Origin of the sequence: Variovorax sp. HJSM1_2 (genome assembly GCF_049316285.1) — a bacterium.
In the GTDB taxonomy this organism is placed as follows: Bacteria; Pseudomonadota; Gammaproteobacteria; order Burkholderiales; family Burkholderiaceae_C; genus Rhodoferax_B.
Window position 1 is genome coordinate 1 of the sequence record NZ_JBMOXA010000038.1, and the last position, 15,503, is coordinate 15,503.

Annotated in this window: 12 protein-coding genes; 8 read left to right on the forward strand and 4 right to left on the reverse strand. The window is 63.1% G+C overall.

Features of this window, described 5'->3' with window-relative positions; genetic code table 11:
- A partial coding sequence (locus tag ACFQ95_RS24170) for a solute carrier family 23 protein (protein WP_422835294.1) occupies positions 1–719 on the reverse strand: 719 nt, incomplete at its 3' end.
- A 92-nt stretch (positions 720–811) separates the two neighbouring features.
- Here ACFQ95_RS24170 and ACFQ95_RS24175 point away from each other — a divergent pair.
- Positions 812–2,923 (forward strand): acetoacetate--CoA ligase, encoded by a 2,112-nt coding sequence (locus ACFQ95_RS24175; RefSeq protein WP_422835237.1) that lies wholly within the window; start codon positions 812–814, stop codon positions 2,921–2,923.
- A gap of 9 nt (positions 2,924–2,932) precedes the next feature.
- Here ACFQ95_RS24175 and ACFQ95_RS24180 read toward each other — a convergent pair whose 3' ends face one another.
- Positions 2,933–3,451 carry a flavin reductase family protein gene (locus ACFQ95_RS24180; protein WP_422835239.1) on the reverse strand — a complete coding sequence of 173 codons (519 nt, stop codon included), beginning with the start codon at positions 3,449–3,451 and terminating at the stop codon, positions 2,933–2,935.
- 101 nt (positions 3,452–3,552) lie between these two features.
- On the opposite strand from ACFQ95_RS24180, the gene ACFQ95_RS24185 reads away from it, so the two are divergent.
- Positions 3,553–4,371: an alpha/beta fold hydrolase gene (locus tag ACFQ95_RS24185; protein ID WP_422835241.1), complete on the forward strand. Its 819-nt coding sequence runs from the start codon at positions 3,553–3,555 to the stop codon at positions 4,369–4,371.
- Positions 4,372–4,383: 12 nt separating this feature from the next.
- Here ACFQ95_RS24185 and ACFQ95_RS24190 read toward each other — a convergent pair whose 3' ends face one another.
- Positions 4,384–5,331: a response regulator gene (locus ACFQ95_RS24190; protein WP_422835243.1), complete on the reverse strand. Its 948-nt coding sequence runs from the start codon at positions 5,329–5,331 to the stop codon at positions 4,384–4,386.
- The gene (locus ACFQ95_RS24195; protein WP_422835245.1) at positions 5,318–8,839 is read right to left on the reverse strand and encodes an ATP-binding protein; all 3,522 of its coding nucleotides are present in this window, start codon (positions 8,837–8,839) and stop codon (positions 5,318–5,320) included. The genes ACFQ95_RS24190 and ACFQ95_RS24195 overlap by 14 nt, the downstream gene beginning before the upstream one ends.
- 204 nt (positions 8,840–9,043) lie before the next feature.
- Here ACFQ95_RS24195 and urtA point away from each other — a divergent pair, with 204 nt between their 5' ends.
- The 6 genes from urtA (at position 9,044) to fmdA (ending at position 15,489) form a co-directional block, all read left to right on the forward strand.
- Complete coding sequence (urtA, locus tag ACFQ95_RS24200) at positions 9,044–10,303, forward strand: urea ABC transporter substrate-binding protein (RefSeq protein WP_422835247.1); 1,260 nt, start codon at positions 9,044–9,046, stop codon at positions 10,301–10,303.
- Positions 10,304–10,439: 136 nt separating this feature from the next.
- Positions 10,440–11,354, forward strand: a complete 915-nt coding sequence (gene urtB, locus ACFQ95_RS24205) for an urea ABC transporter permease subunit UrtB (RefSeq protein WP_422835249.1) — start codon at positions 10,440–10,442, stop codon at positions 11,352–11,354.
- Between the two features lie 53 nt (positions 11,355–11,407).
- Complete coding sequence (gene urtC, locus ACFQ95_RS24210) at positions 11,408–12,610, forward strand: urea ABC transporter permease subunit UrtC (RefSeq protein WP_422835251.1); 1,203 nt, start codon at positions 11,408–11,410, stop codon at positions 12,608–12,610.
- Positions 12,611–12,631: 21 nt separating this feature from the next.
- On the forward strand, positions 12,632–13,375 hold the full coding sequence (gene urtD / locus ACFQ95_RS24215; protein ID WP_422835253.1) for an urea ABC transporter ATP-binding protein UrtD: 744 nt from the start codon (positions 12,632–12,634) through the stop codon (positions 13,373–13,375).
- 13 nt (positions 13,376–13,388) lie between these two features.
- Positions 13,389–14,078: an urea ABC transporter ATP-binding subunit UrtE gene (urtE, locus tag ACFQ95_RS24220; protein ID WP_422835255.1), complete on the forward strand. Its 690-nt coding sequence runs from the start codon at positions 13,389–13,391 to the stop codon at positions 14,076–14,078.
- 184 nt (positions 14,079–14,262) lie between these two features.
- Positions 14,263–15,489 carry a formamidase gene (gene fmdA, locus ACFQ95_RS24225; protein ID WP_422835257.1) on the forward strand — a complete coding sequence of 409 codons (1,227 nt, stop codon included), beginning with the start codon at positions 14,263–14,265 and terminating at the stop codon, positions 15,487–15,489.
- The last annotated feature ends 14 nt before the right edge of the window (positions 15,490–15,503 follow it).

Here is a 15,503-nt window from a genome sequence, read left to right on the forward strand (position 1 = left end):
CTGGTGAACTGCGGCAGGCCAAACCAGGCGGCGTTGGCCACACCGCTCAGGTCCAGCGGCTTGCCCAGACCCAGGCCATTGGTCAGCACCGCGTACAGCACGCTGGCCAAGATCAGACCGGCCAGAATCAGCAGACGCTGCAACATGCCGCGTGTGAACACCGCCACCAGGCCGATACACACAAAGGTCAGCGCCTGCACCCAGCTCTCGAAGTTGCTAGCGGCCATGTTCTTGATGGGTACGCTGGCCAGGTTCAGGCCTATGACAGCGACCACCGCGCCGGTCACCACCGGCGGCATACAACGCTCTATCCAGTCCGTGCCCACCAGCTGCACCACCAGGCCAATCAAGAAGTACAGCGCACCGCAGGCGATGATGCCGCCCAGCGCCACCGCCAGGTTGGCGTTGGCGCCAGCGCCCTTGTAGGCCGTGGCCGCAATCACCACACCAATGAAGGCGAAGCTGGAGCCCAGGTAGCTGGGCACCTTGCCGCCGGTCATCACAAAGAAGATCAGCGTGCCTATGCCGCTCATCAAAATGGCGATGTTCGGATCAAAGCCCATCAGGATAGGTGCCAGCACCGTGGCACCAAACATGGCGACCACGTGTTGCACACCCATGAGCGCGGTCTGTGGCCAAGGCAAGCGTTCATCAGGCCCGATCACGCCGCCTTGCGCCAGCACATCGGCGCTTTTCTCCGTCCAGTCAAACATCCCCATTCGGTTTTTCTCCATTTAAAAAGTGGAGCGATGCTAAGGGTAATTCCGGTATTGCGAAATGATCGGCAACCCCAATCCTGTGTTGGATGTCCTTGCCTCTCGAAAGCCGTGCAGACACGGCAGTTCCCCCCCTCTCTCGCATCCCGCAAATCCGGCTGTACCAACAGTGGCTACAGGCCGAGCGGGGCCTCTCGTTTGCCAACTACCAAGCCCTGTGGGAATGGTCGACCACCGACCTCGATGGCTTCTGGCAAAGCATCTGGGATTACTTCGGACTGCAGTCGCCGACGCCGCACAGCGCCGTGCTGGCCAAGAACGCCATGCCCGGCGCACAGTGGTTTCCAGGAGCCCAGTGCAATTACGCGCAGCAGGTCTGGCGCCACGCCGAGGCCGCCCACGCAGCGGGCCAGCCGGCCATCATCAGCGGCGACGAGAGTGGTGCACTGCGCGAACTCAGTTGGCCCGACCTGCGCCGCCAGGTGGCCTCACTCGCGCTGCACCTGCGCGCCGAAGGCCTGCAGCCAGGGGACCGCGTGGCCGCCTACCTGCCGAACATCCCCGAGGCCATGATTGCCTTCCTGGCCGTGGTCAGCCTGGGCGGTGTGTGGAGCGTGTGTGCGCCCGACATGGGCACCCACGCCGTGCTCGACCGCTTCAAACAAATCGAGCCCAAGATCCTGATTGGCGTGGACGGCGTGCGCTACGGCGGCAAGGAACACGACCGGCGCGACGTATTGGCCGAGTTGCTGGCCGAGTTGCCCAGCGTGCAACACGTGGTGCTGCACCAGGCCATGTACCAGGCCTCTGCGCTGATCGCCTCGAACTCTGCCGCCGACTGCGCCATCTTGTCGCGCGTGGCGTCCCGGTGCGATGCCGATGTGGATGCCTTTAAGCCCACATGGCTGCCGTTCGACCACCCGATCTGGATCGTTTACTCCAGCGGCACCACCGGCCTGCCCAAACCCATAGTGCACGGCCACGGCGGCAGCATCATGGTGGCGCTGGCGTTGAACGTGCTGCACAACGACATCGGCAGCAGCTATTCAGAGCACACCCGCGGCGAACGTTTCCACTGGTTCAGCTCCACCGGCTGGGTGATGTGGAACGTGCAGATGGCCGGCTTGCTGAACGGCACCACCGTCTGCCTGTACGACGGCAATCCCGCGGGCGGCAGACTCGATGCCAGCAGCGGCAAGCTGACCCCGGACTGGTCCACGCTGTGGCGCTTTGCCGCCGCCAGCCGCACCACCTTCTTCGGCGCTGGTGCGGCTTTCTACGCCAACTGCGCCAAGGCCGAGTTGCAGCTGCGTGACTGCGGCGACCTCACACACCTCCACGCGCTGGGCAGCACAGGCTCGCCGCTGAGCCCCGAAGTGCAAGCCTGGGGCAGCGCCGAGTTTGCGACCATGCGGGCGCCGGGCGCGGCTGAGATCTGGTGGTGCAATATTTCGGGCGGCACAGATTTCGCGGGCGCCTTCATCGGCGGCAACCGCGAGCTGCCGCAACGCGCCGGCTTGATGCAATGCCGCATGCTGGGCGCAGCGGTCGAGGCCTGGAACGAACAGGGCGAGCCGGTGATTGGCGCCGTCGGCGAATTGGTCTGCACCCAGCCCCTGCCGTCCATGCCGCTGTATTTCTGGGGCGACGTGGCGCACCAACGTTACCTCTCCAGCTATTTCGACATGTACCCCAGCGGCCAAGGCCGGCATGGCGGCACCGGCGGCGTGTGGCGCCATGGCGACTGGATCAAGATCGACAGCGACGGCAGCTGCACCATTTATGGCCGCTCGGACGCCACCATCAACCGCCATGGCCTGCGCATGGGCACCAGCGAGTTGTACCGCGCGGTGGAGGCCTTGCCCGAAGTGGTGGACGCAATGGTGGTCGACCTCGAATACCTGGGCCGCGAAAGTTATATGCCGCTGTTTGTGCTGCTGCGCGAGGGGCTGGCCCTGGACGAGCCCTTGCGCGAGCGCCTGCGCCAGGCGATTCGGCAAGCCCTGTCACCACGCTTCGTGCCCGATGAAATCCTGCAGGTGCCGGATATTCCGCGCACGCTCACCGGCAAGAAGCAGGAGCTGCCGATCAAGAAGCTGTTGCTCGGTCAGCCACTCGACAAAGTGGTGAACCGCGATGCCATGGCCAACGCGGCTTGCCTGGACTGGTACGCCCAGTTCGCCGCGCGCCGGGCGCAAACCAGCTGAAAAGCTGGGTTACAGCGGATGCTCGGCGTAGAAACGCCCGCCGTGGTACAGCAGCGGGGACGCGCCCGGTGTGTGTTGGCAACGTTCCACCTCGCCGACAAAGATCACGTGGTCACCTTCTTCGTAGCGGCTGCGGTTGAAACATTCGAACGACGCGGCCGCGCCCTCCAGCAAGGGTGCTCCGGCCACGCCGTCGGTGAAGGCCACACCAGCCCAACGGTCGGCGCCCTTGGTGGCGAAGCGCTGCGCCAGCTCTTGCTGCTGGGCCGACAGGATGTTGATGGCGTAATGCGAGCCGGTGCGAAACGCGGGCAAGGAGCCGGCCGCTTGGGCCAGGCTCCACAACACCAGCGGCGGGTTCATAGAGACCGAGTTGAAAGAACTGGCCGTGAGCCCCACCAACTGGCCCTCGGCGGTGCGGGCGGTGACGATGGTCACACCCGTGGCGAACATGCCCAGCGCCGAGCGGAATTCCGGCGGCGAGAAACTGGGGGGACCGGCCTGGCGCCGGGGTGCTGACATCGACATGCCCAGGATTTTGCCCGAAAGACAATGGTGAATAATGGCCTGCGACAACCGACCCCAGCGCAAACAGGGCCAGGCCCGTTTCTTTTTTTGAGAGCACACGCATGCCTTCAGTGATCCCCACCTTCACCAGCCTGGGCGCCGGGCCCACCCTGCTGATGCTGCACGACATTACCGGCAGCTACCGCGCGTTTGCGCCCCAGGTCGAGAGTTTTGCCAACAACGGCTACCGCGCCGTGGCCTGGGACATGCCGGGCTACGGCCACAGCGCCCCCATAGAACCCTACAACTTCAAGGGCCTGGCGCAAAGCTGCATCACGCTGATCGAAGGCATACTGCAGCCGCGCGACAACGGCAGCCTGATCCTGCTGGGCCATGGCATGGGTGGCATGGTGGCGCAGGAGGTGATGGCGCGCCGACCCGAGCTGGTGCAGCGGCTGATCCTGTGCAGCACCAGCGCGGCGGCGGGCCCCCACGGCCAAGACCTGGCCGCACGTGAGGCCTGGCAGAAAAGTTATATCGATGCATGCCTGGCACCACTCAATGCCGGCCGCAGCATGCAGGAACTGGCGCTGCAGGCGATCCCACAAATGGTGGGCCCGGGCGCCCTGCCCGAAGGCCTGAGCCTGGCACAACACGTGATGGCCCAGGTGCCCCCGGCCACCTACCGCCGCGCGCTGGAGGCGCTGGTGAGCTTCGACCGCCAAGCCACGCTGCAACACATCCACGTGCCCACGCTGCTGATCAGCGGCGCCCTCGACACCGCCGCCCCACCCGAAGTCATGCGCCAGATGGCCAATACCATCATAGGCAGCCGCTTCCAGCAGATGGAAGGTGTGGGCCAACTGCCGCAGTTGGAAAACCCCGACACCTTTGACGGCCTGGTGCTGCAGTTTCTGGCCGACGCGCGCCGGCTGCAGTAATCCGCTCCTGGCCTAGTCCGGCCCCAACAGCCGCCCCGCCACTGCTGTGGCGGCCGAGCGGGTTTCCACGCCCAGCTTCTCGAAAATGTGCTCCAGGTGTTTGTTCACCGTGCGCGGGCTCATGCCCAAGATGTCAGCTATGTCGCGGTTGGTTTTGCCTTTGGCCAGCCAGGCCAGCACCTCGGTTTCGCGCGGGGTCAGCGGCACATCGGGTTGGCGCGGCGGGGCGGCGTGGGCTTGGGCTGGCCCCATGCGCAGCAAAAGCATGGCTTCTGACAACCCCCCTGCGCCCATGTGCCGGGCTTGCAGCGCGCGGCCATCGGGCAGGCGGATGTGGGCTTCGCCGCTGGCGTGGGCTTTTTGCAGCCAGGCGCGGCCATCTGCATCTGCGGTTTCAGCCCCAAAAGCGTCGCCAAGCCAACGCGTCGCCTGCGGCGAGCGCCAGGCCACACGGCCTTGGCCGTCGAGCACCACCACGCCCATGCCGGCCACGTCCACCGCCTCGCGTGCCAGGCGTGCGGCACGCGCGTTGTGCACGTGGGTGGCCAGGCGTGCCAGCACCTCTGGAATACGCAGCGGCTTGACCACGTAGTCGACACCGCCGCTGGCAAAGCCCTGCAGGATTTGCTCGGTTTCCGACAAACCGGTCATGAACACCACCGGCACGTGTGACCACTCGGGCGTGGCCTTCAAGTGGCGGCACAACGCAAAGCCATCGATGCCGGGCATCACCGCGTCGAGCAGCACGCCATCGGGCACGGTCACGTCGAAACGCGCCAGGGCCTCATCGGCATCACGCGCCACCAGCACCACGTAGCCTTCGCCCGCCAGCGCGTCGCACAACATGCGCAGTGTGTCGAGCGCGTCGTCCACCACCAGAATGACGCGGCGGACCGGTTCTGGCGTGGATGCACCAGGGGCGGCAGGGGCGGCAGCAGAGAAGGCGTCAACTCGGGTCATGTTCGGGCTCGCGCAAGGCATCCATCAGGGACTGAAAGTCAAAACGGTCGGCGTAGGTCTTCAAACGCTCAAACGTGGCGGCATGCTCTGGCCATTCAACCTGTGCGGCGCGCAGTTGTTCCCGCAAAGCGCCACCCTGGCCCTGGCGCGCCAGGCGGCGCAGGGTGTCGCGCAGTTCTTCGGGCAGTTGGCTGGCATCTGGCACCACCCTAACAGCTTGCGCAATGTCCACACCCGCGACCCCTGCCACACCGAGCGGCGCATCCATCGGGATGTGCACATGGCCACGCGCCAGGCCGCCACCGGCCATCAATGCCATGGCGGGGGTGGACATGGGCGTGTTGTCGCGCACCCATTCGACTTGCAACGTGCGCTCCAGCATGTCGAGTAGCTCCGACTCGACCACCGGCTTGCCCAGAAAGCCCTGGCACTGCGCGTCGCGCAGCCGTGCGGGCTGGTAGTCGAACAGGTTGGCCGAGACAAACACGATGGGCAGCGCATGCGACGGCAGCATGGCGCGCAGCCGGGCGGCCGTTTCCCAGCCGTCCATCTCGTCCATGCTGATGTCCAGCAGCACCATGTCGGGCGCCTGGCGCTGCACCACCTCCAGGCATTCGCTGCCGCTGGCGGCCTCGCGCACCTCAAAACCCAGCGGCACCAACAGGCCCGCAAGCAACTGGCGCTGCACCGGCTGGTCGTCCACCACCAGCAGGGTGCGGCGCGGCGCGATGTAGCCAATCACCTGGCGCAGCGGCACGGCTTTGAGCGGCGGCCGGCTGGGGTCTTGTTCAATGCCCGGCAGGTACAGCCGCACGGTGAAGGTGCTGCCCTGGTTGGGCACGCTGTGCAGCGTGAGTTCACCGCCCATCAACTGCGTCAGCAGGTGGGTGATGGTCAGCCCCAGGCCCGTGCCCACCTCGCTTACCCGCCGGCCACCGCTGCCGCGCTCGAACGGCAAGAAGATGCGCTCCTGGTCTTGCGGCGCAATGCCAATGCCGGTGTCTGATACCTCGATGCGCGTCACGTGTTGGCGAAAGTCCAGCCGCAGGCGCACCTCGCCGCGTTCGGTGAAGCGCACGGCGTTGCCCAGCAGGTTGATCAGAATCTGCCGCAGCCGTTTCGGGTCGGCGCGGATCCACGTGGGCGCCGGACCCTCGATCTGCACCTTGAAGCGCAGGCCCTTGGCCTCGGCCTGGGCACGCAGCATGCCTTCGATGTTTTCCAGCAGCTCGGCCAGCGGCAGCGGCACCGGGTCGAGCTTCAAGCGGCCGGCCTCGATGCGCGCCAGGTCGAGCGAGTCGTCGATCAGCGCGTGCATGTGTTGGCCGCTGTGCTGCACGGTGGTCAAGGTTTCGCGCAGCGGGCCTGGGATGTTGGGGTTCTTCAGCAAGATTTGCGTGTAGCCCAAGATGCTGTTGAGCGGCGAGCGCAACTCGTGTGTCATGCCCACCACGTAGCGCGTCTTCGCCTGGTTGGCGGCGTCGGCATGGTCTTTGGCGGCTTGCAGTTCGGCGTCCGTTCGGCGGTGCGCGTCAATTTCTTCGAGCAGTCGCTGCGTTTGCCGCTCCGACTCGTCTTGCGCCAGGCGCCGGCTGTCGGTGCTGAGCACCACCCACCAGGCACACACGGCGGCCATCAGCGCCAGCAACGCAAACACCTTCAAGAACGGCATGCGCAAAAACTGCGCGGGCGTGCTCAAGCCTTCTTGCACGTAGACCACACCGACAAAAAACGCCATCACCGCACACAGCGAAATCGTCACCATCAGGTACTGGCCCAGGCGGAAGTTCACCTTGGCGGCCCAGCGCGGCGGCAGCAGGGCGGAGGCCAAAGCGCGGATCTGGTCGCTGGCACGCGAGCCGGTTTTGCAGCGATCGTGGCAACGCGATTCGAGCGAGCAACACAACGAACAAATGCCCGCGCCGTAAGCCGGGCAGCGCGCCATGTCTTCCGATTCAAACTGGTTTTCACACACGGTGCAGCGCACCAGTTCGCCCGGTTGCCAGGTGGTGTCGGCGGGCCGCGCCAGGTAGTACTTTCCGCCCGTGGCCCAGGCCAGCAGCGGCGACAGCAGCATCGACAACACCAGCGCAATAAACGGCGAAAACGCCGCCGCCACTTCGCCCAACAGCCCGGCATAGGCGCAGCAAGCCACGGTGGTGGCCAGCAGCATGGAACCCAGGCCCACGGGGTTGAAGTCGTATAGATGCGCACGGCGAAACTCGATGCCCGGGGGCGACAAACCCAGGGGTTTGTTGATCACCAGATCGGCGACCAACGCGCCCACCCAGGCAATCGCCACGTTGCTGTAGATGGCCAGCACTTTCTCCAGCGCGCCGAACACACCCAGCGTCATCAGCAGCGTGGCAATGCCGACGTTGAACACCAGCCACACCACACGGCCGGGATGGCTGCGCGTCACTCGCGCGAAGAAGTTGGACCAGGCCAGAGAACCGGCGTAGGCATTCGTCAGGTTGATCTTGATCTGCGAGATCACCACAAACACCACCGTGACGGCCAGCGCCAGCCCGGGCAAGCCAATCGCCTGGGTAAAGCCCGCCAGAAACATTTGCGTGGGCTCGGCTGCGCGTTGCGCGCCAATCTCAAACTGCAGGGCGGCAAACGCCAGGAACGCACCGCCCGCCATCTTCAGCATGCCCATGATGATCCAGCCCGGCCCGGCCACCAGCACCGCGCCCCACCAGCGCTTGCGGTTGGCAGCGGTGCGCTCTGGCAAGAAACGCAGGATGTCGACCTGCTCGCCAATCTGCACCACCAGCGAAAAAATCACCGCCGCCGCCGCGCCAAACATCAGCGGCTGAAACCCGCTGCTGCCGCTGCGCAGGCCCGACAGCCCGACAAAGTCGCGGTAGAGCTGCGGCTGGCTGAGCGCGATCCAGACAAACGGCAGCAACAGCAGAAACAGCCACACCGGCTGCGTCCACGCCTGCAACTTCGAGATGAGGGTGATGCCGCGCATCGCCATCGGCAAGATCACCACGGACGACAACACGTAGCACCACTCCAGCGGCCAGTCGACCACCATCTGCAGCGCCAGCGCCATGATGGCCGCCTCCAGCGCAAAGAAGATGAAGGTGAAGACGGCGTAGATCAGCGAGGTGATGGTGGAGCCCAGGTAGCCAAAACCCGCGCCGCGCGTGAGCAAGTCCATGTCCAGCCCATAACGCGCCGCGTAGTAGGCGATGGGAAAGCCGGTGAAGAAGATCACCAGGCCCACACACAAAATCGCCCACATGGCGTTGCTGAAGCCGTAGTTCAGCGCAATGGCGCCGCCAATGGCCTCCAGCGCCAGAAACGACAACGAGCCAAACGCCGTGTTCGCCACCCGAAATTCGCTCCAGCGGCGAAAGCTCTTGGGCGTGTAGCGCAGCGCGTAGTCCTCCATCGACTCGTCGGCCACCCAGCTGTTGTATTCACGGCGGAAACGAAAGATCGTTTGCGGCGTGACCTGGGTGGCTTTTACGTCTTGGGGGGAGGAAGTGACCATTCCAGGCCCCATGCAAGAACCGTTCTAGGGCGGCCCAACCGATCACACAGCGCCTTTCCACCAAAGTTCAGTGCGTAGGACTCTGCCTACGTTAAATGACGTATGGGCCAGAACAAGGGCAATCCCTAACCTTCGCTCAGCGCGGCACAACCCCTCAAAACCGTCGCCAACAACCTCAACCCGTCTGCTGCAAGGAGCGCCTCTATGAAGTCACATTCCGACGCCAACACCCCATCCCCTATGGATGCCAACCGCCGCCGCATCCTGCAGGCGATGGGCGCCGCCTCGGTCGCCGGTCTGCCCGCCTGGTCGTTTGCCCAAGCCACTGCGCAAGTCAACACCACCAAGCTGGCCGTGACGGACACCGAAGTCACCGTGGGCCAGTTGCACTCGGCCACGGGCACGATGGCGATCTCGGAAACCGGTTCCATCCAGGCCGAGCAGTTGGCGATTGACGAGATCAACGCCTCGGGCGGCATCTTGGGCCGCAAGATCAAGGTGATCAAGGAAGACGGCGCCTCCGACTGGCCGACCTTTGCTGAAAAAGCCAAGAAGCTGCTGATCAACGACCACTGCGCCGCCGTGTTCGGCTGCTGGACCAGCGCCTCGCGCAAGGCCGTGCTGCCGGTGTTCGAGAAAGAAAACGGCCTGCTCTACTACCCCACCTTCTACGAAGGCCTGGAGCAGTCGAAGAACGTGATCTACACCGGCCAGGAAGCCACACAGCAGATTCTGTACAGCCTGGATTGGGCCAAGACCGAGAAGAAGGCGAAGAGCTTCTTCCTGATTGGCTCGGACTACATCTGGCCACGCACCTCGATGAAGATTGCGCGCAAGCACATCGAAAACTTCCAGAAGGGCAAGGTCGTCGGCGAAGAGTACTACCCGCTGGGCAGCACCAACTTCGGCTCGTTGATGAACAAGATCAAGGTGCAAAAACCGGACTGCATTTTTGTGGCGGTGGTGGGTGGCTCCAACGTAGCCTTCTACAAAGCCCTGAAGGCGGCCGGCATTACCGGCGACAAACAGTTGCTGGTGACGCTGTCGGTGACCGAAGACGAAATGACCGGCGTGGGCGGTGAAAACTTCCAGGGCTTCTACTCGTCGATGAAGTACTTCCAGTCGCTGGAAAACGAGAACAACAAGAAGTTTGTCGCCGCCTTCAAGGGCAAATACGGCAAAGACGCGGTGATTGGCGACGTGACCCAAGCCGGCTACCTCGGCCCCTGGTTGTGGAAGGCTGCGGTTGAAAAGGCCAAGAGCTTCGACGTCGACAAAGTGGTGGCCGCATCACCTGGCATCGAACTCAAGACCGCGCCCGAAGGCTACGTCAAGGTCGACCCGAACCACCACTTGTGGAGCAAGTCGCGCATCGCCATGGGCATGCCGGATGCGACGTTCAAGGTGGTCTCAGAGTCCCCAGAACTGATCAAACCCGATCCGTTCCCAAAGGGGTATCAGTAACACCCCCAGGCTGCGCGCACTGCGTGTCGCTACGCCAACCCCCTTGCAGGGGGCGATGCCTGCGGACTGGCAAAGCCAGATCCGCGGCATCCCATGACTTTTTCCGAACCATCCGTCCCCCTGTTGGAGCCGACCCATGAGCTTTTCTGAAATGATGAACATTGGCCTGATGCAGGGCTTTGCGGGCTTGAGCCTGTTTGCCGTGCTGCTGCTCATGGGCCTGGGGCTGGCCATCATCTTCGGCCAAATGGGCGTGATCAACATGGCGCATGGCGAGTTCATGACCATTGGCGCCTACACCATCTTTCTCGGCTCTGAACTGACCGCCGCACACGCCCCGCAGTTCATGCCGTATTACTTTCCGATCGCTATTCTTGCGGCGTTTGGCTTTGCCTTCATCGCCGGCTGGGTGGTGGAATGGGCACTGATCCGCCATCTCTACAAACGCCCGCTGGACACACTGCTCGCCACCTGGGGCGTGAGCCTGGCGTTGCAGCAAAGTTTCCGTACCTTCATCGGCCCTAAGGAAGTGAGCCCCACCCTGCCCGACTGGCTGCTGGGCTCGTGGGCGCCGTCTGAAGGCTTGGATATTCCGATCAACGGCATGTTTGTGCTGGCCCTCACGGCCTTCGTCACCTGCGGTGTGTTGATTGCCCTGCACAAGAGCCGCTGGGGCCTGCGCGTGCGCGCCACGGTGAGTAACCGCATGATGGCCAACGCCATCGGCATCGACACCAAAAAGACCGACCGCCTGACCTTCGCCATCGGCTGCGGTATCGCCGGTGTGGCGGGCGCGGCGTTCACCACCATAGGCTCCACCGGCCCCACCTCGGGCTCGCTCTACATCGTCGATGCCTTCCTGGTGGTGACCTTTGGCGGCGCGGCCAGCTTGCTCGGCACCGTGGTCTCGGCCTTCGGTATTGCACAAACCCAGTCCATCACCGAATTCTTCCTGGCCGGCTCGATGGCCAAGGTGATCACGCTGTCGCTGATTGTGCTGATTCTGATGATGCGCCCACAGGGCCTGTTCGCCAGCAAGGTTCGTCGCTGAGTGTCATTGAGCGCCACGAAGCACCAATCGTTTGATCTGTCACGGAGCCTCCAATGAAAACACTGAAGTTATGGATCCAACGCTACCAGCTCGCCAGCATGCTGCTGTTGCTGGCCTTGTTGGCGGTGGTGCTGCCACTCACACTCGACATCTTCCGCCTGAACCTGGTGGGCAAATATTTGACCTACGCCTTCGTTGCCATTGGCCTGGTGATGGTGTGGGGCTACGGTGGTGTGCTGAGCCTGGGCCAAGGCGTGTTCTTCGGCTTGGGTGGCTACGCCATGGCCATGTTCTTGAAGCTCGAAGCTTCTGACCCCATCACCACCAAGATCCAATCAACCCCCGGCATTCCAGACTTCATGGACTGGAACCAGATCACCGAGCTACCGGCCTTCTGGCTGCCGTTCAAGAGCCTGCCGCTCACGCTGATTGCCGTGATCGCCGTGCCCACACTTCTGGCCTGGATTGTGAGTTTTGCAATGTTCAAACGACGTGTGGGTGGCGTGTATTTCGCCATCATCACGCAGGCCGTGGCGCTGATTTTGACGGTGCTGATCATAGGCCAGCAAGGCTACACCGGCGGCGTGAACGGCATGACCGATTTGAAGACCGTGCTCGGCTGGGACACCCGCACCGACAGCGCCAAATACATCCTCTATTACCTGTGTGTGGCGCTGCTGATGGGCGCCATGGTGTTGTGCCGCTGGATACAGACCAGCAAGCTGGGCACGCTGCTCTTGGCCATGCGCGACAAAGAAGACCGCGTGCGTTTCTCGGGCTACGACGTCGCCAACTTCAAGATCTTCACCTTCTGTCTGGCCGCCGCACTCTCGGGCATTGGCGGCGCACTGTTCACGCTGCAAGTGGGCTTTATGTCTCCGAGCTTTGTGGGCATCGTGCCTTCGATCGAGATGGTGATCTACGCCGCCGTGGGTGGCCGCATGAGCTTGGTGGGCGCGGTATACGGCACGCTGCTGGTCAACGCGGGCAAGACCTACTTCTCGGAAAGCTTTCCCGACATGTGGCTGTTCTTGATGGCCGCTCTGTTCATCGGCGTGACCATGGCCTTCCCCATGGGCCTGGCAGGTTTGTGGGAGAGCCATGTGGTGCCGTGGTGGAAGGGCCGCCGCGAAGCGCTGCGCCAAGCCTCCGTGCAAGCCCCCAAGCTTGCCAAAGACCACACCCCACCGAACGACCCGCCGCCACCTTCCAACCCCGCTGTGCTGCCCGATGGGGTGCGCAGCCAGGGCGCCTAAGAAGACACAAGGAAGCACCACATGAGCAATACCGACTTCGCCCTGGCCGTGGAAGACCTCACGGTGTCGTTCGACGGCTTCAAGGCCATCGACACCTTGACTTTGTATGTCGACAAAAACGAGCTGCGCGTGATCATCGGCCCCAACGGCGCCGGCAAAACCACGCTGCTCGATTTGATCTGCGGCAAGACCCGCGCCAGCGCCGGCAGCATCAAGTTCAACAACCAGGAACTCACGGCCATGGCCGAGCACAAGCGTGTGCGGCTGGGCATTGGCCGCAAGTTCCAGACGCCGTCGATCTACGAGAACCTCTCGGTTTTTCAAAACCTCGAAGTGTCGTACCCCGCTGGCCGCTCGGTGTTTGGCGCGCTCGGCTTCCAGTGCACAGACGAAGTGAAGGCACGTGTGCAGGTGGTAGCCGAAGACATTGGCCTGGGCGACAAGCTCGACACCGAAGCCGGCCTGTTGTCGCACGGCCAAAAGCAGTGGCTGGAGATCGGCATGTTGCTGATGCAGGAGCCCGAACTGCTGATGCTGGACGAGCCCATCGCCGGCATGAGCGCACGCGAACGTGAACTCACCGCCGAGCTGCTGCAGCGCATTTGCAAGAACCGCGCAGTGATCGTGATCGAGCACGACATGGAGTTTGTGAAGCGCATCGCCCACAAGGTGACGGTCATGCACCAGGGAAAGATCCTCGCCGAGGGGCCGATGGAGCAAGTCCAGGCCGACCCCAAAGTCATCGACGTTTACCTCGGCCATTGAATAGGAGTTTGCGATGCTGCAAGTCAAAGATCTGTTCGTGGCCTATGGCCAAAGCGAGGCGCTGCACGGCATCTCGTTCGAAGGAAAAGTCAATGAGACCGTAGCCATCATGGGGCGCAACGGCATGGGCAAAACCACGCTGTTCAAAAGCCTGATGGGCGTTCTGCCCACCAAGAGCGGCCATGTGCTGGTGGATGGTCAGGATGTGACCAAGGACGAGAGCTTTCGCCGCGTGGCCAAGGGCATTGCCTACGTGCCACAGGGCCGCATGATTTTCCCCACGCTGACGGTGGAAGAAAACATCCAGACCGGGCTGGAGAACGCGGCCGTGAAGCGCATTCCCGAAGAGATCTACGCGCTGTTTCCGGTGCTGTGGGACATGCGCGGGCGCAAGGGCGGCAACCTCTCGGGCGGGCAACAGCAGCAGTTGGCGATTGCCCGCGCGCTGGTCACCAACCCCAAGGTGCTGTTGCTTGATGAGCCGACCGAAGGCATTCAACCTTCGATCATCAAAGACATCGCCAAGGCGCTGAACGAGATCCGCAAGATGCGCAAGATCACCATCGTGGTGTCCGAGCAAGTGCTGTCGTTTGCCATGGACGTGGCCGACCGTTTGTTCGTCATTGAGGGTGGCCGCCTGGTGCACGAAACGGCGCGCGACAAGACCGACCTGAACCACATCAAAGCTTACCTCTCGGTATGAAGCACACCCCCAGTCTTCGCAAAGGGCGTGTCGCTACGCCAAGCCCCTTGCAGGAGGCGACACCAGCGGCCCGGCAAAGCCGGTTCCGCGGTGTCTGCCCAAGGGAACCGGGCGTACCCGCAAGCGTGGTGCATCACCCGCGTCTCTTCTGAATCTCTCTTCCACCCAACTAGGAGCCATTGCAATGACGGACACACTGATCAAAGTCGACCTGACGAAGTCGCCCACCGAGAATGAAAACATCCACAACCGCTGGCACCCGGACATTCCTATGGCCTGCTGGGTCAACCCGGGTGACGACTTCATCCTGGAGACCTTCGACTGGACGGGTGGCTTCATCAAGAACAACGACAGCGCGGACGATGTGCGCGACATCGACCTGACCACGGTGCACTACCTGTCGGGCCCGGTGGGCGTGAAGGGCGCTGAGCCCGGCGACCTGCTGGTGGTCGACCTGCTGGACATCGGCGCCAAGCAAGACAGTCTGTGGGGCTTCAACGGCTTCTTCTCGAAGAAGAATGGTGGCGGTTTCTTGACCGAGCATTTCCCTCAAGCGCAAAAGTCGATCTGGGACTTCAAGGGCATGTTCACCAGCTCGCGCCACATTCCTGGGGTGAACTTCGCCGGGCTCATCCACCCCGGCCTGATCGGCTGCCTGCCCGACAAAAAGATGCTCGACCTGTGGAACGAGCGTGAGCAAAACCTCATCAACTCTGCCCCCGGCGCCGGCTTGGCCAACCCACCCTCCGCTGGCACGGCACACATGGGCAAACTCACCGGCGAAGCCAAGGCCAAGGCCGCCGCAGAAGGCGCACGCACCGTGCCGCCACGCGAGCACGGCGGCAACTGCGATATCAAGGATTTGTCGCGCGGCTCCAAGGTCTACTTCCCGGTGTATGTGGACGGCGCGGGGCTGTCGGTGGGCGACTTGCACTTCAGCCAGGGCGACGGCGAAATCACTTTCTGCGGCGCGATTGAAATGGCCGGCTGGGTGCACATGAAGGTGACGCTGATCAAGGGCGGCATGGCCAAGTACGGCATCAAGAACCCGATCTTCAAACCCAGCCCCATCACACCGCAATACAACGACTACATCATCTTCGAAGGCATCTCGGTTGACGAGGCCGGCAAGCAGTATTACCTGGACGTGAATGTGGCCTACCGCCAGGCTTGCCTGAACGCCATCGAGTACCTGAAGAAGTTTGGCTACTCGGGCGCGCAAGCCTATTCGATTCTGGGCACGGCACCGGTGCAGGGCCACATCAGTGGTGTGGTCGATGTACCCAACGCCTGCGCCACGTTATGGCTGCCCACCGGCATCTTCGACTTCGACATCAACCCCAATGCAGCAGGACCGACGAAGTTCATCGATGGCAGTGTGGACATGCCGCTGTCGCCCGACCTGAAGTAAAGCTAAAAAAGGAG